Below are 19708 nucleotides of genomic sequence, written 5' to 3'. Positions count from 1 at the left end.
AATTCTATAAGTGTGGATATGCTCGCCAGGATGTTTCTCGCCGGGGCGCAGAATATTGAGGCGAAGAAGGAATATATCAACGAACTCAACGTATTTCCCGTGCCGGACGGCGACACGGGTACGAACATGTCGCTGACCATTATGTCGGCGGCAAAGGAAGTGACAGCGCTTGCCGACATGGACATGAAGTCTCTGGCAAAGGCCATCTCATCCGGCTCCCTGCGAGGGGCAAGGGGGAACTCCGGCGTGATCTTATCCCAGCTTTTGAGAGGGTTTACAAAGGCTCTCCGGGACGAACAGGAGATCAATGTACAAAATCTGGCAGCCGCTTGTGAACGGGCCAAGGACACGGCCTACAAGGCGGTCATGAAGCCCAAAGAAGGGACCATCCTCACTGTCGCCAGAGGCATTGCGGACAAAGCGAAGGAGCTGGCGGAGACTACCGATGACCTGGAGGTGTTTATCCCCGCCCTCATCGAGGAGGGGGATGCGGTTCTGGCAAAGACACCGGACATGCTTCCTGTGCTGAAGGAGGCTGGTGTGGTGGACTCCGGCGGGCAGGGGCTTATGGAGGTTCTGAAGGGAGCCTACGACGCTTTCCTGGGCAAGGAGGTCGACTACAGCGCCCTCACATCCGAGGGAGGCGGCGCGACAGCAGCCGGGCAGCAGAAGGTTGCCGCCGAGTCTGCGGCGGACATCCGGTTTGGCTACTGTACGGAATTTATTATCATGACGGAAAAAGAATTTACAGATGCGGATGAGCACGAGTTCAAGGCCTATCTGGAGTCCATCGGCGACTCTATCGTCTGTGTGGCTGACGAGGACGTGGTGAAGGTACATGTTCACACCAATGATCCCGGACTTGCCATCCAGAAAGCCCTCACCTACGGACAGCTCTCCCGCATCAAGATTGACAATATGCGCGAGGAGCATCAGGAGAAGCTGATCCGCGATGCTGAGAAGCTGGCAAAGCAGCAGAAGGAAGAGGAGGAGAAGGCCGCCGCGGCAGAGCCGAGGAAGCCCATGGGATTTATCACAGTCTCCATCGGCGAGGGCCTGAACGAGATTTTCCGGGAGCTGGGAGCCGACTATATCATCGAGGGCGGCCAGACCATGAACCCCAGCACCGAGGATATGCTCAACGCTGTGGATCATGTGAACGCAGACACCATTTTCATCCTTCCCAACAACAAGAACATTGTTCTGGCAGCCAACCAGGCCAAGGCCCTTGTGAAGGATAAGGAGATCATCGTCATCCCCACCAAGACAGTTCCCCAGGGCATCACAGCCATCATCAGCTTTATGCCAGAGGCGGACAGCAAGGCCAACGAGGAGGCCATGCTGGATGCCATCAGCCATGTGAAGTCCGGGCAGGTGACCTACGCTGTCCGGGACACAAAGATCGATGACAAGGAGATCCACGAGGGAGATATCATGGGCATCGGCGACGCCGGCATCATCGCGGTGGGCACTCAGATTGAGGAGACTACCAGGGACATGCTGGAGCAGCTTGTGGACGAGGACTCTGAGCTTATCAGCCTGTATTACGGCGAGGAAGTAAAGGAGGAGGACGCCCAGAGGTTTGTGGCTGAGATCGAGGAGAAATACCCGGATGTGGATGTGGACGCACACTACGGCGGACAGCCTATCTACTACTACGTGCTGGCTGTAGAATAAAGAGAGAACAAAAGAGAGATAGCAGGCATGATTTTGCCTGTTATTTCTTTGTCCGGAGACAAAACCAAGAGCAGGTGAATGAGGTATGAACAAACTGACACCGGTCCATGAGCTGAAGGGGATCGGAGACAAGACAGAAAAACTTTTTATAAAGCTGGGCATCCACACGGTGGGAGACCTGATCCAGTACTATCCCAGAGGATACGACGTGTACGAGGAGGCGGTGCCTGTCAGCGAGATTGTGGAGGGAAAGGTGCAGACTGTCACCGGGGCCATCTTCGGCAGGGTTCAGGTGTCCGGGAACCGCTCCATGCAGGTGACCACGCTCCATGTAAAAGATATCAGCGGCACTCTGAAGGTGGTCTGGTTCCGCATGCCTTTTCTTCGGAATACGCTGGGAAAGGGTGGAGTCATCACTCTGCGAGGACTTGTGTCCAGGAAAAAGAGCGGCCTTGTCATGGAGCACCCGGAGATCTTTTATCCTTCCTCAAAATATGAAGAGAAGCTGAATACCATGCAGCCGGTCTATCCGCTGACAAGCGGCCTGTCCAACAATGCGGTCATGAAGGCAGTCCGCCAGGCGCTGGACAGTCTTCCCCTGGAGCGGGAGCTGCTGCCCGAGTCCCTGAGGCTCAGGTACCAGCTTGCAGAGTATAACTATGCGCTGAGAGGAATTCATTTTCCCGAAGACAAGGACGTGTACTACCATGCCAGGAACAGGCTCGTGTTCGAGGAATTCGCCCAGTTTATCTGCTCCCTGCGGCTTTTGAAGGAGGAGACGGACCGGGCCCGCAATGATTTTCACATCGAGCCCAGGCCCCAGGTGGATGATTTTATCCGGAAGCTGCCCTATGAGCTCACCGGGGCCCAGAGGCGGGTCTGGGGAGAGATCCTGGCAGATATGCAGAGGGATTACTCCATGTCCCGGCTTGTCCAGGGAGACGTGGGCTCCGGGAAGACGGTCATCGCCCTGCTGGCTCTCATGACAGCGGCACTGAACGGATTTCAGGGAGCGCTCATGGCTCCTACTGAGGTGCTGGCCAAACAGCACTATGAGTCCATCACTTCTCTTCTCAGGGAATACAACATCCCCATCCGGACTGAGCTCCTCACCGGATCCATGACCGCCAGGGAAAAGCGGGAGGCCTACCAGCGGATGGAGGACGGGACAGCACAGATCATCATCGGCACCCACGCCCTCATCCAGCAAAAGGCGGGCTACAAAAATCTGGCCCTGGTGGTCACGGACGAGCAACACAGATTCGGGGTAAAGCAGCGGGAGATGCTGGCACAGAAGGGGCAGATGCCCCACATCCTTGTCATGAGCGCCACCCCCATTCCGCGGACGCTGGCCATCATTCTGTACGGGGATCTGGACATCTCCGTCATCGACGAGCTGCCCTCTGACCGGCTGCCCATCAAGAACTGCGTGGTGGACACAGGCTACCGGAAGACCGCTTACCGCTTTATAGAAAAGCAGGTGGAAGAAGGGCGCCAGTGCTACATTATCTGCCCCATGGTGGAGGAGAGCGAGCACCTGGAGGTGGAAAATGTGACGGACTACGCCGCCATGCTGCAGGAGGAGCTGGGAGAGGGCATCACCGTGGACTACCTCCACGGGAAGATGAAACAGGCCCAGAAGGATGAGATCATGGAGCGGTTTGGCAGCGGCCAGATCCAGGTCCTCGTCTCCACCACAGTCATCGAGGTGGGTATCAACGTGCCCAACGCCACGGTCATGATGGTGGAGAACGCGGAGCGCTTCGGACTGGCCCAGCTCCATCAGCTGCGGGGACGTGTGGGCCGTGGAAAATACCAGTCCTACTGCATTTTCATGACCGGCTCCCACGACGAGGAGACGAAGAAGCGGCTGGACATTTTAAACAAAAGCAACGACGGCTTCAAGATAGCGGCTGAGGACCTGAAGCTGCGGGGACCTGGGGATCTGTTCGGCATCCGCCAGAGCGGCCTGATGAACTTTAAGCTAGGGGATGTGTTCCAGGACGCACGGCTCCTTCAGATGGCGAACGAGGCCGTCTCTTCCCCGGAGGCCGCCGGCTCCGAATGGTTGAAAAAAATGGAAAAGCATGCAGGAAATACTAGTGTAATATTGTAAATCCTCCATATACTATCGGTGTAACAACAAAACAAAATGTTACAAAAAAGGAGGAGTATAAAAATGACTAATCGTTCATCTAACAAAGCAGCAGTGCCTGAGGCAAAGGGCGCACTGGACAAATTCAAATACGAGGTGGCAAGCGAGCTTGGCGTACCGCTCACAGACGGCTACAACGGCGACCTGACTTCCAGACAGAACGGCTCTGTTGGCGGATATATGGTAAAGAAGATGATCGAGCAGCAGGAGAGACAGATGGCCGGAAAATAGGCTGAAAATCCAGCTCAAAACGGTATCTGAAATAAAGTGTATCAATACCTGCGAAAATTCTGAAATATGAAACCGAAAAGCGTCCGGCAGATTGAAATAATATCTGTCGGGTGCTTTTTGTTTATTCCTGTTGACACAATTATGCACCAGTTAGTATAATTTCAGACGTAATACTTTTTAAAAGTATTACGTCTGAAATGAAGTAAAAGGATGTGATTTCATGCGTGTGATCGCCGGGACCGCGCGGAGCCTGCAGCTGAAAACCCTGGACGGGCTTGACACCCGTCCCACAACGGACCGCATAAAGGAGACTCTCTTTAATATGCTGGCCCCCTACCTCTATGACTGTATTTTTCTGGATCTCTTTGCCGGCAGCGGCGGGATCGGCATCGAAGCCCTAAGCCGGGGCGCCATGGAGGCTGTATTCGTGGAGAAGAACCCAAAGGCCATGGCCTGCATCAAGGACAATCTGAAGCACACCCGCCTGGAGCGCAGGGCCCTCACCATCTCCTCTGACGTAATGACGGCCCTCTACCGCCTGGAGGGGGAGAAGCAGTTTGACTATATTTTCATGGATCCACCCTACAACAGGGAGCTGGAAAAGCAGGTTCTCACCTACCTGTCAGAGTCCGACCTTCTGGCCCACCAGGGGGTGATCATCGTGGAGGCCTCCAGGGAGACTTCCTTCGACTATCTGGATGACCTGGGATTTCAGATCATAAAGGAGAAAGTGTACAAGACAAACAAGCACGTGTTCATAGAGCCGTCAGGGAGGAAAGAGATATGTTAAGAGCGGTTTATCCGGGCAGCTTTGACCCGGTCACATTCGGCCATCTGGACATCATAACCAGATCCGCGAAACTGGTGGACGAATTAATCGTCGGAGTATTGGTAAATAACGCAAAAAGTCCGTTGTTTTCCGTAGAAGAACGTGTTAAAATACTAGAGAAAACAGTGGAAAATATTCCAAATGTAAAAGTCATTCCATTTGAGGGACTGCTGGTAGAATTTGTGAGAAAAATGGAAGCGCAGATGGTAGTAAGGGGACTTCGTGCCATTACCGATTTCGAGTACGAGCTCCAGATGGCCCAGACCAACCACAAGCTGGAGCCGGAGCTGGAGACGATCTTCCTGACCACCAGCCTGGAGTATTCTTACCTGAGCTCCAGCACAGTGAAGGAAGTGGCCGCTTTCGGGGGAGACATCTCACAGTTTGTGCCTCATATCGTGATAGAGCGGATGCAGGAAAAAATGGATAAAAAAGGAGAGTGTAAATTATGAGCAGCCGTATTGAACAGATTATCGAAGAGATCGAGGAGTACATCGACAGTTGCAAATTTCAGCCTCTGTCCACCACTAAGATCATTGTAAACAAGGATCAGATAGACGAGCTTCTCCGCGAACTCCGCATGAAGACTCCGGACGAGATCAAGCGCTATCAGAAGATCATTGCAAATAAAGATGCCATCCTGGCCGACGCCCAGGCAAAGGCTGACAGCATGCTCCAGGAGGCCCAGATTCAGACATCCGAGCTGGTCAGCGAGCACGAGATCATGCAGCAGGCCTACGCCCAGGCAAATGAGATCGTCACCGCCGCCACAGAGCAGGCTCAACAGATACTGGACAATGCTACAAACGATGCCAACGACATCCGCATCGGCGCCATGCAGTACACAGACGACCTGCTGGCAAACGCGGAGAGTATCATCGGCCACACGCTGGACAGCTACACTACCAAATACGACGGACTTGTCAACTCCCTCCAGGAGTGCTACGACATGGTCCGCAACAACCGCTCAGAGCTGGAGATCCCGGATCAGTCCTCAAGAGGGCTGGAGGCTGAGTACGGCACTCCCGAGGAGCCGGAGGAGGACTACGAAGAGGACGATATAGAGCTGGAGTAGGCAAAGCCTACAGCAGCCCCCTTTCGGATACATAGAGAAAGACAGCACACATACAGCTGGTCACCCCTGCGGTGGCCAGCTTTTCTGTCAGATAGGCGGAAATTCTCAGTCCTGTCCCCTGGATCATGCTGTAGGTCTGGGCGGACGCGCAGAAGCCTCCGAAGGAGGTGAGGGCCATGACCAGTACCCACCGCAGAGGGAAGGATACCTGGAGAGCAGCCAGCATGGGAACGCCCGCCGTGATCTCCAGAAAAGAAAAGAGGCACACTGACAGGGAACCTCCGGTCCCCGGGAGCAGGAAAGCCAGCTCCGTGAAGACGGAAAAAAGCATAATGTACCCTCCCACCCTTGTGATGGAGTCAAAGCTGTCCATAATACAGGCGTCCAGCACGTCGAAGGAGAAGGGCGCGCTCCTGGCGCCGGGAGGGCTTTTGAATTTTCCCCGCCGGTCCAGGCCCGGCGCCCATCTCCCCCGGAATATCCGGTAAAAGACGCGGCTGCACAGAAGAGGGGAGAGAAGGAGGATGGCCACTGAAGGGACAAACAGAGCCTGCTTACCGATGTTCTGCATGACCACATAGCTGACAATGAACATAGGGCTTGTGTTGTTGCAAAAGGACAGAAGATAGGCAGCCTCCTCCCGGCAGATTTTCCCCTCCCGCAGAAGATCTGCCGTCACTTTGGCGCCCATGGGGTAGCCGCACAGGAAACCGGCTATAACCGCAAAGGCCCCGCAGTCCGACACCTTCAGCGCCCTGCCCAGAAGCCCTCCTGCCAGCCGGGAGATACAGTGGACTGCATTGGTCCGAACCATCAGGTTGGCGGCGATCATAAAGGGGAGAAGAGTGGGAAGGACAGTCTGAAACCAAAGCAGGATCCCTTGGCTTGCCCCCCTGAACACAGGGCCCGGAAAGAGGAGCATAATAAAGAAAAATACTATGACGGCCAGCGTGAAGAGACGGCGTTTCATGGACAGGCACCTCGGCTTTTCCGGAAGGATCTGGTTTATTTTATGGCGCGGCTTGCTTTTTTATGTATTCCGTGACACAATAGAGAAAGACGAATTTACATTCAAATCACACATAAAGGAGATAAGACAATGGCAGTACTTGACAACCTGGAACCAAAGGCAGTCTTTCATTTTTTTGAGGAGCTGTGCAGCATCCCTCACGGCACATTTGATACAAAGCGGATCAGCGACTACTGCGTCCGCTTCGCAAAGGAGCGTGGACTGGAGGTGCTCCAGGACGAGGCGAACAATGTGATCATCCGGAAAAGCGGGACAGAGGGCTATGAAGGAAGCGACCCGGTGATCATCCAGGGCCATCTGGACATGGTCTGCGACAAGACCGAGGACTCAGACCACGACTTTACAAAGGACGGGCTGGATCTGTATACGGAGGAGGGCTTTGTAAAAGCCAGGAACACTACCCTGGGAGGCGATGACGGAATTGCCATCGCCATGGCTCTGGCTCTCCTGGACAGCAAGGATATTCCCCACCCGCCCCTGGAGGCTCTCTTTACGACAGACGAGGAGACCGGCATGGGAGGTGCTATGGCCGCAGACCTGACCCTCTTGAAGGGCACAAAGCTGATCAATATCGACTCGGAGGAGGAGGGCTATCTGACCTGCGGATGCGCCGGCGGCATCACCTGCCGCACCTCCTTTTCCCTTGATCCACAGCCGGATAAAGGCCTGGCTGTAAAGCTGCGGATTTCCGGGCTGAAGGGAGGGCACTCCGGGGCGGAGATCCACATGCAAAAGGGCAACGCCCTGAAGCTGATGGGACAGCTCCTCCACAGGCTGAACAGAGACGCCGGCCTGCGCCTTGTAAGCCTGGAGGGCGGCAGCAAGGAGAACGTCATTGCCATGGACTGTACCGCCACCCTTCTGGTAGCTGAGGGCGGCCTGGAGAAGCTTGAAAAAGAAGCGCAGGCCATGAAGGAGACCTGGGACGTGGAATTTATGGGGGATGAGCCGGGGCTGAAGGTGACTGTGGAGGGAGCCCAAGGGCAGGAGCTCTCCGCCGCCTCGCCGGAGCGGACCACTCAGATCATCGACTATCTCTATCTTATGCCCAACGGCCCCCAGGCCTACAGCCGGGGACTGGAGGGACTTGTAGAGACCTCCCTCAACCCAGGCGTGGCCTCCATGAAGGGGGATATCCTCACCATTCACGCCCTCGTGCGCAGCTCCGTGGACAGCAAGAAAGAAGCGCTGGCGGACAGGCTTCGGACTCTGGCGGCTCTGTGCGGCGGCGACTTCACGGCGGACAGCGATTACCCGGGGTGGATGTACAAGGAGCACTCGCCTCTGCGTGAGATCATGGTAGATACCTACAGGCAGATGTACGGGGAGGATCCCAAGGTCATCACCATCCACGCCGGACTGGAGTGCGGTCTCTTCCTCGGCAAACGCCCGGACCTTGACTGCGTTTCCTTCGGGCCGGACATTCCGGACGTTCACTCCGTCCGGGAGAGACTGGACATCGCGTCCACAAAAAGATGCTACGACTACCTGAAGGCAGTCCTGGCAAAATGCAGATAGGCAGCTACTAAAATACATACGGCCAGTCATATAGTAATACAAAAAGGAGTTTTGCGTTGAGACAAATAAGAGCCGAACGGCTGCTCCTTCTTGTATTACTATTTTCTTTTTTCTGCACTCTGGGCGCCCGGTGCCTGCTGGAGACAGGACGGCAGAACACCCTGGCCGGCAGGAGGATCTCCTCGCCATCCTACAGGCAGGATTTCTTTTCCCCTCAAATGCAAAAGGACAGGAAGCTGCTCTCAGAGGAGTGCCGCACCTTCCTGCGGCAGGTGGAGGAGGACAGCGTGTACTTTCCTGTGCCCGCGTCCTCCCTGGATCCCTCCCTTTCTGTATCCTATGTGAATTCCTGGATGTACGAACGAAATTACAAGGAGAAGAGCAGTCATGAGGGGACAGACATCATGGCTGCCAGAAACGAGCGGGGGCTCTATCCCATTGTCAGTATATCTGATGGGACTGTCACCAATCTTGGCTGGCTGGAGCTGGGCGGGTGGCGGATCGGCATCACCTCGCCTCACGGTGTCTACTACTACTATGCCCACCTGGACTCCTATGCGGACATCAAGGAGGGGGATACCGTGAAGGCGGGACAGCTCCTGGGCTTTATGGGGGACTCCGGGTATGGCCCCGAGGGGACGAAGGGGGAGTTCGACGTGCACCTCCACCTGGGCATCTACTCCTGGGGGACGGGGGAGGAGATCAGCGTCAACCCCTACTATCTGCTGCGGTTCCTGGAGAGCAGCAGGCTGAAATACCAATATTCTTAGCTGGTGTAATCCGCCCATCTGTGTTATACTTTATCAGATGACTACGAGACAAAAAACGGAGGAAAAACATGAAGCTCCCATCTGAGTTTGAAGAGAAAATGCAGCGCCTTCTGGGCGATGAATTCCCATCCTATATAGCCTGCTACGACGAACCCCGGTATTACGGGCTCCGGGTCAACACAAAGAAAATATCCGTAGAGGATTTCCGGCGGATCTGCCCCTTTGAGATCCGGCAGGTGCCCTGGATCGAAAACGGCTTTTACTACAACGGGGAGGAGGTGTCTCCGGCACGCCATCCCTACTATTTCGCCGGCCTCTACTACCTCCAGGAGCCAAGCGCCATGACCCCTGCCAGCCGTCTCCCGGTGGAGCCAGGGGACAGAGTACTGGACCTGTGCGCGGCCCCGGGCGGCAAGGCTACGGAGCTGGGGGCCAAGCTCCGGGGAAGGGGCCTTCTGGCGGCCAACGACATCAGCAGCTCCCGGGCCAAGGGGCTCCTAAAGAACATTGAGCTCTTCGGCATCGGAAACGTACTTGTGTCCAGCGAGGAGCCGGGACGCCTGGCGGAATTTTTCCCAGAATTCTTTGACAAGATCCTTATTGACGCCCCCTGCTCCGGGGAGGGGATGTTCCGCAAGGACAAAAAGATGGTAAAGGCGTGGGAGGAGCACGGCCCCGCCTTTTTCTCAAAGATACAGAAGAATATCATCCTGCAGGCAGCCTCCATGCTGCGGGAGGGGGGCATGATGCTCTATTCCACCTGCACCTTTGACCCGTCGGAGAACGAGGAGGTCATTGCCCACCTCTTAAGAGAGAGGCCGGAATTTCACGTCTGCCCCATAGAGCCCTACCAGGGCTTTGCCCCCGGAAGACCGGAGCTGGCAAAAGGGGCGGATCCCTCTCTGGCTGACACGGTTCGCATCTTCCCCCACAGGATGCACGGGGAAGGGCATTTCCTGGCCCTCCTCCAGAAGGGGGAGCAGGCTCCGAAAAAAGGCAGTGAAGGGAAGGAGCCACCCAGACGGAGGAGCAGAAGGCTGCCGGAGGAGCTGGAAAAGTTTTTAGAGAAACTTAAGATAGATTTAAGTCCGGACAGACTGGATATTCACGGCGAAAGGGTTTATTATATGCCAGAAGGGCTTTCCGATATCCGGGGACTTCGCTTCCTGCGGACAGGCCTTCTCCTGGGCGAACTCAAGAAGAACCGCTTCGAGCCCAGCCAGGCTATGGCCATGGCGCTCCGGGCGGAGGAGTTTGACCAGGTTATCAGCCTCCCCTGCAGCGACGAGCGGGTGATCCGCTACCTGAAGGGGGAGACCCTGGATGTGGAAGACAAGACCTCCACAGCGCAGAAGGGCTGGCATCTCTTCTGCGTGGACGGCTATCCGCTTGGATGGGGAAAGCTGTCCGGAGGAACACTCAAGAACAAATATCTGCCAGGCTGGAGATGGCAGTCCCTATGATAAGATTAGATAAATACCTGGCTGACATGGGTGAGGGCACCCGCCAGGAGGTAAAAAAACAGATCCGCAGAGGGGCTGTCACTGTCAACGGCGAGACGGTCCGCTCCCCGGAGCGCAAGGTGAGCGAAGGAGACCAGGTCTGCCTGGACGGAATAGAGGTCGCCTATGCAAAAATGGAGTATTATATGCTCAACAAGCCGGGCGGTGTCGTCTCCGCCACGGAGGACAAAAGGGACAGGACTGTCCTGGACTTGATACAGGATAAGAAGAGAAAGGATCTCTTCCCTGTAGGACGCCTTGACAGGGATACGGAGGGGCTTCTCCTCATCACAAACGACGGGGAGCTGTCCCACCGCCTCCTGTCCCCCAGACGCCATGTGGATAAGACCTACTACGCGGAGGTGGACGGCCGCGCGACAGAGCAGACAAAGAAAGCCTTCCGGGAGGGAGTGGACATCGGGACCAGGGAGGAGCCTCTTGTCACTATGCCCGCCGATCTGGAAATCCTGGAGGCGGGGCGGGACCTGTCCCGTGTGCGCCTCACCATACGGGAGGGCAAGTTCCACCAGGTCAAGAGGATGTTCCACGCGCAGGGCATGGAGGTAGTCTACCTGAAGCGGGAGTCCATGGGGCCACTTAGGCTGGATGAAAGCCTGAAACCGGGAGAGTACCGGCCCCTCACCGAGGAAGAGATCAAGAGGTTGAAAGAAGAATGAAGCAGGGATTTTTACCGATTTCCAGAAAAGAGATGGAGGACAGAGGATGGAGCCAGCCGGATTTCGTCTATGTGTCCGGCGATGCCTATGTGGATCACCCCTCCTTTGGCCATGCCATCATCACCAGACTTTTAGAGTCCCTTGGATATAAAGTGTGTATCCTGCCCCAGCCGGACTGGCGCAGGCGGGAAAGCATCATGGAGTTCGGGGAGCCAAGGCTCGCCTTTCTCGTGTCAGCGGGGAACATGGACTCCATGGTCAACCACTACACAGTGGCAAAAAAGAGGCGCCGCACGGACGCCTTTTCACCTGGCGGTGTCATGGGAAAGCGTCCTGATTACGCCGTGGTTGTATACTGCAATCTGATCCGTCAGGTGTACAAGCATACCCCCATTATCGCGGGGGGCATTGAGGCCAGCCTGCGCCGTCTGGCCCACTACGACTACTGGTCCGACACGCTGAAGCGATCCATCCTTCTGGACTCCGGAGCGGACCTCATCTCCTACGGGATGGGAGAGCGGTCCATCGCCGCTGTGGCGGAGGCGCTGGACGCAGGGCTTTCCATCCGGGATATCACCTATATTGACGGGACTGTCTGCAAGGTGCGGGATCTTTCCAGTGTCTACGACCCGGTGATTCTTCCGTCCTACGAGGCGCTGAAGGAGGACCGGCTGAATTATGCCAGAAGCTTCTACACCCAGTACTGCAACACGGATCCCTTCTCCGGCAGGAGGCTGGTGGAGCCCTACTCGGACCACTGCTTTGTGGTCCAAAACCCGCCTGCAAAGCCCCTGACTCAGGAGGAGATGGATCAGGTGTACAGCTATCCCTACATGCGCACCTGGCACCCCGCCTACGATGAGGCGGGCGGTATCCCGGCCATCCAGGAGGTAAAGTTCTCCCTGGTCAGCAACAGGGGATGCTTCGGGGGCTGCAGCTTCTGCGCCCTGACCTTTCACCAGGGCCGCATCCTCCAGACGAGAAGCCATAAATCCCTTCTGACAGAGGCAAAGGGGATGACGGAGGATCCGGATTTCAAAGGGTACATTCACGACGTGGGCGGGCCCACTGCCAATTTCCGGCAGCCCTCCTGCAAAAAGCAGCTCACAAAGGGCGTATGCAGCAAAAAGCAGTGTCTCTTTCCAGAACCCTGCAAAAACCTGGAGGTGAGCCATAAGGACTACGTAAAATTATTACGGAAACTGAGAGAGGTGCCCGGTGTGAAGAAGGTGTTTATCCGCTCCGGCATCCGGTTCGACTATGTGATGGCCGACAGGGACGACACCTTCCTCCGGGAGCTGTGCCAGTACCATGTGAGCGGACAGCTCAAGGTGGCCCCGGAGCATATTGCGGACCCGGTCCTTGATAGGATGGGGAAGCCAAAGAACAGCGTGTACCAGTCCTTTGTAAAGAAATACGAAAGCATCAACCGACAGATCGGGAAAAAGCAGTACCTGGTTCCCTATCTGATGTCCTCCCACCCGGGCTCCACCCTGAAGGAGGCCATCGCTCTTTCCGAGTACCTGCGGGATCTGGGAGTTATGCCGGAGCAGGTCCAGGATTTCTATCCCACCCCCTCCACCATCTCCACCTGCATGTACTACACAGGTGTGGATCCGAGGGACATGGGGCCGGTCTACGTGCCGAAAAATCCGCATGAGAAGGCCATGCAGCGGGCCCTTATCCAGTTCCGGGATCCGCGGAACTATGATCTGGTTCTGGAGGCTCTGAAAAAAGCGGGGCGGATGGATCTGGTGGGATTTGATAAGAAATGTCTGATCCGTCCAAGAAGACCAAAGGATAAGGAAGAGGGCGCGGGCAGACGCATAAAGCAGTACGCTCCGGCCGGCCAGGGGGAGAGAAAGGCCGGAAAGAGGGGAAAGAAAAAGACGATCCGCAATATACATAGAAAGAAAACCATATAGATAAGTATAGATAATTGATAAAGAAGGGATTTATATGAAAACAGCAATCGTGACAGGCGCCTCCTCTGGTCTTGGAAGAGAGTTCGCCAGACAGATACCGAAGTTTTACCGCAGCCTTGATGAGATATGGCTCATTGCCCGCAGCAGCGACAAGCTGGAGCAGCTGAAGGAGGAGCTGACAAAGGAGACCGGCATCTACTGCCGCATCTACGACAGCGACCTCACAAGAGACTATGTCTTCTATCACCTGCAGCGGGACCTGGAGGCCCTCAGGCCGGACATTCGGATGCTCGTCAATGGAGCCGGCGTCGGGTGCAACGCTCTGGTATCCCAGTCAAGCCCGGAGACCCTGACCGGGATGATCCAGCTGAACTGCACGGCCCTGACCCACCTGACCAGCCTGTGCCTGCCCTACATGAACCGGGGAAGCCGCATCGTCAATCTGGCCTCCGCGGCTGCCTTCGCGCCCCAGCCCGGATCTGCGGTCTACGGCGCCACGAAGGCCTACGTGCTCAGCTTCAGCAGGGCCCTTGGCCAGGAGCTGGCTGACAGGAGGATCTTTGTCACCGCCGTCTGCCCGGGGCCTGTGGAGACGGACTTTTTCCGCACCGCCGGAGAGCCGGCAGGGAAGACCAGGCAAAAGCTCATGGCCCAGCCCGGGAAAGTGGTGCGAAAGGCTCTGTCGGACGTGCGCAGGCGCCGCAGCGTCTCTGTATACGGCGCGGCCATGAAGGGGGCCAGGACGGCCGCCAAGATTGCGCCGGACAGACTGACGGACTGGTTTATGAACAAAATGAATACAAGGAGTCTGACTTAAGATGAAGATAGAAAAAGGAACACCTGGCTATCTGAACGCCAGAAAAATACGGCTTTTGCTGCTCACTCTCCTGGAGTTTGCCATTGTGATCGCCCTCCTGGTGCTGGGGTACATGCAGACCGGCACCAGGCTGAACCTGCTCACCGTAGTGGCCATCGTGGGCTGTCTGCCGGCCTGCAAGGTGCTGGTGGGACTCATCACCCTGCTGCCCTACAGGACTGCTGACCAGGACAAGGCGGCCGAGATCCGGGAAAAGGCGCCCCTTCTCACCACAGCCTTCGACCTGGTCATCACAAGCCGGGAGAAGATCATGCCCGTGGAGGCGGTGGTCATCTCCGGAAATACTGTCTGCGGCTACGCCCCCAACAGGAAGACTGTCCCCGAGGAGGCCGCAAAACACATCAGGAATATTCTGGAGGAGAACCGCCTGAACAAGATCACTGTAAAGATCTTTTCCGATTACAAGCCCTTTCTCACAAGGGCGGAGGGGCTGAACAGCATCGCCCAGGTAGAGCACAGCGAACACAGCAAGAAAGAGAAGCGGATCCGCCAGATCCTTCTCAACATTTCCATGTAGGGAAAATATATAGGGAAAAGAAACTATGAGGGAATTACAGATAGCAGAGAATGAAGCCGGGCAGCGCCTGGACAAATTTCTCGCCAAATACATGAAAAAAGCCCCCAAAAGCTTTTTCTACAAGATGCTCCGCAAAAAGAACATTGTCCTCAACGGAAAGAAGGCCTCCGGCAGTGAAAAGCTGGCCCAGGGAGACGTGGTGCGGCTCTTCCTGTCTGAGGAGACCATCGACGGCTTCTCGGACACAGCAAAAAATGCCGGGAAGGTTCCTGGGAAAGCTGCCGGGAAAGCCGGTGAGGAAAGGAGCCCCTTCCGCCTGACAGGCAGTGACATCGTCTACGAGGACGACCACGTCCTCCTTTTAAACAAGCCCGCCGGCATCCTGTCCCAGAGGGCAGACAACCGGGAGCTGTCCATGACCGAGTATGTCATCCGCTACCTGCTGGAGACGGGGCAGCTCACAGAGGAGGAGCTGCGCACCTTCCGGCCCTCTGTGTGCAACCGTCTGGACAGGAACACAAGCGGCCTCATCGCCGCAGGGAAGAGCCTTGCCGGGCTCCAGGAGCTGAGCCGCCTCTTCAAGGACAGGAGCCTGAAAAAGTACTATCTGTGCCTTGTCAGGGGCAGAGTGGAGGAATCCCAGCGGATACGGGGCTGGCTGCAAAAGGACAGACGGACAAACCGGGTCACTGTCCACCAAAGAAAGAACGCCCCGGAGGATCTGTTCATCGAGACAGAGTACCGGCCGGTATCCATCATAAGAGACGCCACCCTTCTGGAGGTGCATCTGATAACCGGCCGCACCCATCAGATCAGGGCCCACCTGGCGGGGACGGGGCATCCCATCATCGGGGATTACAAGTACGGGGACAGGAGGGTAAACGACCGCTTCAAAAAGGCCTACGGCCTGAAAAGCCAGCTTCTCCACGCCCACCGCATGGTCTTTCCTGAGATAGCGGGCCCCCTTGCCCATCTTTCAGGAAAAGCCTTTGAGGCGCCTCTCCCGGATCTCTTTTCCAGGATACTGAAGGAGGAGAAATAGCAATGGCCACATGGAATACAAGAGGACTGAGGGGATCAGAGCTGGAGGATATCATCAACAGGACTAACGAGCGGTACGCGGAAAAAAATATCGCCCTGATCCAGAAGATCCCCACCCCCATCACACCGGTCCGGATGGACAAGGAGCACCGACAGATCACCCTGGCCTATTTCGAGCAGCGCAGCACAGTGGACTATATCGGCGTTGTCCAGGGAATTCCGGTATGCTTTGACGCAAAGGAGTGCGCGGAGGGCACCTTCCCCATCCAGAATATTCACGAGCACCAGGCCGTATTTATGGAAAAATTTGAACGGCAGGGCGGGGTGGCTTTCCTTCTCATCTACTTCAGCGGTGAGCACAGGGCCTACTACATGCGGTTTGAAGAGCTCCTGAAGTTCTGGAACCGCTCCCGCCAGGGAGGACGCAAGAGCTTCCGCATGGACGAGCTGGATCCCCGCTTTTTTCTGGATATGAAGGCAAAGGTCTATCTGCCCTATCTGGATCTTATGAACCTGGATCTGTCCATGAGGGACAAACTTGACAATACATAAAAAAGTGCGTATAATTGCAAAAGAGTTTTAACGTTTTAGCACGGTAAAGTGCGAGGAGGATTTTCATGAAACAGTTACTACATACACCGGAGGGAGTCCGTGATATATACAACGTGGAGTGCGGCAAAAAGCTTTCCCTGGAGAGCCGTCTGCACAAGGTGCTGCAGCTCTACGGCTATCACGACATCCAGACACCTACTTTCGAGTATTTTGATGTCTTCCGCAAAGAGATCGGCACCACCCCCTCAAAGGAGCTTTACAAGTTCTTTGACAAGGAGGGCAATACCCTTGTGCTCAGGCCGGACATCACCCCCTCCATCGCGAGAGCGGCGGCCACCCTCTTCGGGGAGGAGGAGCTTCCCATCCGTCTCTGCTACACAGGGAACACATTTGTCAATCATTCCAGCTACCAGGGCAGGATGCGGGAGAATACTCAGATGGGCGCGGAGCTGATCGGCGTGGACACGGTGGAGGCCGACGCTGAGATGCTGGCCATGGTAGTGGACTGTCTGTCCTCCATCGGGCTGCGTGAGTTTCAGGTCAGCGTGGGAAACGTGGATTTCTTCCAGAGCCTGATCGAGGATGCCTCCCTGGATTCGGAAGCCGAGATGCGGGTGCGGGAGCTTATAGGTAACAGGAACTACTTCGGCGTGGAGGAGTATCTGGACAGCATCCAGGTGAGAAGGAGCGCAAAGGAGGCCCTCTCCGGACTGGGTGACCTGTTCGGAGGCGTGGAGGTGCTGGCCCAGGCCCGGAACATCGCCCCCAACTCCAAGGCTATCATGGCCCTGCGCCGCCTGGAGCAGATCTACGACATTCTGAAGATATACGGGGCTGAGAAGTACATCAGCTTTGACCTGAGCATGAGCGGAACCTACGGCTACTACACAGGCATCATTTTCCGCGGATACACCTTCGGAACAGGGGACGCCATCGTAAAGGGCGGCCGGTACGACCATCTTCTGGAGAAATTCGGCAAGGAGTCCCCCTCCATCGGTTTCGCCCTGGTCATCGATGAGCTGATGAAGGCTCTCACAAGACAGCACGTGCGGATCACCTACTCCCGCAAAAACACCCTCATCCTCTATGACAAGGGGATGGAGAAGTCTGCTATCGAGCTGGCCAAGGAATTCCGGGACAAATTCAAGAACACGGAGCTTCTGCGCAAGGAGACGGGGAAGACGCTGGACGACTACAAGAGGTACGGAAAAGAATACTATGCCGGAAGCCTGATCTACATTCAGGCGGACAGACAGATCTTAATGATCAACCTTGTCACAGGGGAGGAGAAGGTTGTAGGCAGTAAGGAACAGGAGCAGTAATTATGAGATATCTGACATTTGCCCTGGGAAAGGGCAGACTTGCAAAACATACACTGGAGCTTTTTGAGAAGATCGGCATCACCTGTGAGGAGATGAAGGACGAGAAGTCCAGAAAGCTCATTTTCACAAACGAGGATCTGAAACTCCGGTTTTTCCTTTCAAAGGGCCCTGACGTGCCCACCTATGTGGAATACGGGGCGGCGGACATCGGGATCGTCGGCAGGGATACCATCCTGGAGGAGGGGCGAAAGGTCCACGAGGTCATGGATCTGGGCTACGGCGCCTGCCGCATGTGTGTCTGCGGGCCCAAGAAGGCGGCTCCTCTGCTGGAGCACCACGAGCTCATCCGGGTGGCCACAAAATACCCCAATATCGCTAAGGACTATTTCTACAACACAAAGCATCAGACCGTGGAGATCATCAAGCTTAACGGCTCCATCGAGCTGGCCCCCATTGTGGGCCTTTCTGAGGTCATCGTGGACATCGTGGAGACCGGTTCCACCCTGCGGGAAAACGGCCTGACCGTGCTGGAGGAGGTGTGCCCCATCTCTGCCAGAATGATCGTAAATCCGGTCAGCATGCGGATGGAGAGCGACAGGATCAGAGATCTCATCACCCGCCTGCGAACCGTGATTTAGCGGACCGCGATTGAAAGAGTAAGCGAGAGCGTGACTGAAAGACAGATTGGAAGGAAGGATTGTGAACATGAGGATACAGAAGCTGGACAGACATACAAGGAGAAACCTGCTGGAGGACCTTCTGAAGAGAAGTCCCAACCAGTACGGCAGCTACGAGGAGGGTGTGACCCGCATCCTGGAGGATGTGAAGTCAAAGGGCGATGAGGCTCTGTTCGAGTACACCGCGAAATTTGACCACGCTGACATCAATGAGCAGAATATCCGGGTGACGGAGGAAGAGATCCGGGAGGCCTACGAGCTGGCCGGGGAGGAGCTCATCTCCATTATCCGGAAGGCTCTCGTTAATATACGCAGCTATCACGAGAAGCAGCGGCAGTACAGCTGGTTTGACAGCAAGCCGGACGGCACCATCCTTGGCCAGAAGGTGACAGCCCTGCAGAGGGTGGGAGTCTACGTGCCCGGCGGAAAGGCCGCCTATCCCTCCTCCGTGCTGATGAACATCGTGCCCGCAAAGGTGGCGGGAGTGGAGGAGATCGTCATGGTGACTCCCCCCGGGAAGGACGGAAAGGTAAATCCCAACACTCTGGTGGCTGCCAACGAGGCGGGGGCGGACGTGATCTACAAGGTGGGAGGAGCCCAGGCTGTAGGCGCACTGGCCTACGGCACCGGATGTATCCCCAAGGTGGACAAGATCGTGGGGCCGGGCAACATCTACGTGGCCCTGGCCAAGAAGGCTGTCTACGGGTATGTCAGCATTGACGCCATCGCAGGTCCCAGCGAGATCCTAGTCATCGCTGACGACAGCGCCAATCCCAGGTATGTGGCAGCGGATCTTTTGTCCCAGGCCGAGCATGACGAGCTGGCGAGCGCCATCCTTGTCACCACCAGCGAGGAGCTGGCACGGCGGGTGTCTGAGGAGGTGGACGAATTTCTCGGGGTGCTCTCCAGAAGCGAGATCATCCGGAAATCACTGGACAACTACGGCTACATCCTTGTGGCAGAGAGCATGGATGAGGCCATCGACATTGCCAATGAAATTGCCTCAGAGCACCTGGAGATCCAGACAAGGAACCCCTACGATGTGATGACAAAGATCCGCAACGCGGGCGCCATTTTCATCGGAGAGTATGCCAGCGAGCCCCTGGGCGACTATTTCGCGGGCCCCAACCACGTGCTCCCCACCAACGGCACGGCCCGGTTTTTCTCTCCCCTGTCAGTGGATGATTTCATCAAGAAATCCAGCATCATCGGCTATTCAAGGGAGGCCCTTGAGAAGATACACACGGACATTGAGGCCTTTGCCCAGGCGGAGCACCTGACGGCACATGCCAATTCCATCAAAGTCCGCTTTGAGGACAAGGAGGCGTAATAC

At 56.0% G+C, this 19708-nt stretch carries 19 protein-coding genes; 18 read left to right on the top strand and 1 reads right to left on the bottom strand.

What is annotated here, in order from left to right:
- Positions 1–18 precede the first annotated feature (18 nt).
- The 6 genes from H7U36_RS01010 (at position 19) to H7U36_RS00985 (ending at position 5967) form a co-directional block, all read left to right on the top strand.
- Entirely contained in the window at positions 19–1677 is a 1659-nt protein-coding gene (locus tag H7U36_RS01010) for a fatty acid kinase ATP-binding subunit FakA (RefSeq protein WP_207750568.1), read from the top strand.
- A gap of 85 nt (positions 1678–1762) precedes the next feature.
- On the top strand, positions 1763–3793 hold the full coding sequence (recG, locus tag H7U36_RS01005; protein ID WP_138303155.1) for an ATP-dependent DNA helicase RecG: 2031 nt from the start codon (positions 1763–1765) through the stop codon (positions 3791–3793).
- 63 nt (positions 3794–3856) lie between these two features.
- The gene (locus tag H7U36_RS01000) at positions 3857–4063 is read left to right on the top strand and encodes an alpha/beta-type small acid-soluble spore protein (RefSeq protein WP_033125229.1); all 207 of its coding nucleotides are present in this window, start codon (positions 3857–3859) and stop codon (positions 4061–4063) included.
- Positions 4064–4283: 220 nt separating this feature from the next.
- Complete coding sequence (rsmD, locus tag H7U36_RS00995) at positions 4284–4853, top strand: 16S rRNA (guanine(966)-N(2))-methyltransferase RsmD (RefSeq protein ID WP_033125230.1); 570 nt, start codon at positions 4284–4286, stop codon at positions 4851–4853.
- Positions 4847–5344, top strand: coding sequence for a pantetheine-phosphate adenylyltransferase (gene coaD / locus H7U36_RS00990; RefSeq protein ID WP_033125231.1), 498 nt, complete (start codon positions 4847–4849; stop codon positions 5342–5344). Before rsmD ends, coaD begins: the two co-directional genes overlap by 7 nt.
- Positions 5341–5967: an ATPase gene (locus tag H7U36_RS00985; protein WP_033125232.1), complete on the top strand. Its 627-nt coding sequence runs from the start codon at positions 5341–5343 to the stop codon at positions 5965–5967. The genes coaD and H7U36_RS00985 overlap by 4 nt, the downstream gene beginning before the upstream one ends.
- A gap of 7 nt (positions 5968–5974) precedes the next feature.
- Here H7U36_RS00985 and H7U36_RS00980 read toward each other — a convergent pair whose 3' ends face one another.
- A complete protein-coding gene (locus H7U36_RS00980; RefSeq protein ID WP_033125233.1) occupies positions 5975–6937 on the bottom strand; it encodes a hypothetical protein in 963 nt (320 codons plus the stop codon).
- Positions 6938–7066: 129 nt separating this feature from the next.
- Between H7U36_RS00980 and H7U36_RS00975 the strand changes: the two genes are divergently transcribed.
- The 12 genes from H7U36_RS00975 to hisD all read left to right on the top strand — a co-directional run bounded on the left by H7U36_RS00975 (position 7067) and on the right by hisD (position 19705).
- Positions 7067–8515 carry an aminoacyl-histidine dipeptidase gene (locus H7U36_RS00975; protein WP_205147563.1) on the top strand — a complete coding sequence of 483 codons (1449 nt, stop codon included), beginning with the start codon at positions 7067–7069 and terminating at the stop codon, positions 8513–8515.
- A gap of 56 nt (positions 8516–8571) precedes the next feature.
- Positions 8572–9285: a M23 family metallopeptidase gene (locus H7U36_RS00970; RefSeq protein ID WP_243425672.1), complete on the top strand. Its 714-nt coding sequence runs from the start codon at positions 8572–8574 to the stop codon at positions 9283–9285.
- 68 nt (positions 9286–9353) lie between these two features.
- Positions 9354–10748, top strand: coding sequence for an RsmF rRNA methyltransferase first C-terminal domain-containing protein (locus tag H7U36_RS00965; protein ID WP_205147564.1), 1395 nt, complete (start codon positions 9354–9356; stop codon positions 10746–10748).
- Complete coding sequence (locus H7U36_RS00960) at positions 10745–11464, top strand: pseudouridine synthase (protein WP_205147565.1); 720 nt, start codon at positions 10745–10747, stop codon at positions 11462–11464. Before H7U36_RS00965 ends, H7U36_RS00960 begins: the two co-directional genes overlap by 4 nt.
- Positions 11461–13389 carry a YgiQ family radical SAM protein gene (locus H7U36_RS00955; RefSeq protein WP_138303152.1) on the top strand — a complete coding sequence of 643 codons (1929 nt, stop codon included), beginning with the start codon at positions 11461–11463 and terminating at the stop codon, positions 13387–13389. The genes H7U36_RS00960 and H7U36_RS00955 overlap by 4 nt, the downstream gene beginning before the upstream one ends.
- 34 nt (positions 13390–13423) lie before the next feature.
- Entirely contained in the window at positions 13424–14206 is a 783-nt protein-coding gene (locus H7U36_RS00950) for an SDR family NAD(P)-dependent oxidoreductase (protein WP_033125239.1), read from the top strand.
- Position 14207: 1 nt separating this feature from the next.
- Positions 14208–14783 carry a hypothetical protein gene (locus tag H7U36_RS00945; protein ID WP_033125240.1) on the top strand — a complete coding sequence of 192 codons (576 nt, stop codon included), beginning with the start codon at positions 14208–14210 and terminating at the stop codon, positions 14781–14783.
- Positions 14784–14808: 25 nt separating this feature from the next.
- Entirely contained in the window at positions 14809–15825 is a 1017-nt protein-coding gene (locus tag H7U36_RS00940) for an RluA family pseudouridine synthase (RefSeq protein ID WP_033125241.1), read from the top strand.
- Between the two features lie 2 nt (positions 15826–15827).
- On the top strand, positions 15828–16376 hold the full coding sequence (locus tag H7U36_RS00935; protein ID WP_033125242.1) for a Holliday junction resolvase RecU: 549 nt from the start codon (positions 15828–15830) through the stop codon (positions 16374–16376).
- 65 nt (positions 16377–16441) lie between these two features.
- Complete coding sequence (gene hisZ / locus H7U36_RS00930; RefSeq protein ID WP_033125243.1) at positions 16442–17698, top strand: ATP phosphoribosyltransferase regulatory subunit; 1257 nt, start codon at positions 16442–16444, stop codon at positions 17696–17698.
- A 2-nt stretch (positions 17699–17700) separates the two neighbouring features.
- Positions 17701–18336 carry an ATP phosphoribosyltransferase gene (hisG, locus tag H7U36_RS00925; protein WP_033125244.1) on the top strand — a complete coding sequence of 212 codons (636 nt, stop codon included), beginning with the start codon at positions 17701–17703 and terminating at the stop codon, positions 18334–18336.
- Positions 18337–18403: 67 nt separating this feature from the next.
- Complete coding sequence (hisD, locus tag H7U36_RS00920) at positions 18404–19705, top strand: histidinol dehydrogenase (RefSeq protein WP_205155605.1); 1302 nt, start codon at positions 18404–18406, stop codon at positions 19703–19705.
- Positions 19706–19708 lie beyond the last annotated feature (3 nt).

Origin of the sequence: Faecalicatena fissicatena (genome assembly GCF_016900595.1) — a bacterium.
Lineage (GTDB): Bacteria > Bacillota > Clostridia > Lachnospirales > Lachnospiraceae > Claveliimonas > Claveliimonas intestinigallinarum.
Note: the sequence above shows the minus strand (reverse complement) of the source record. Positions and strands in the feature narration are given on the sequence as shown.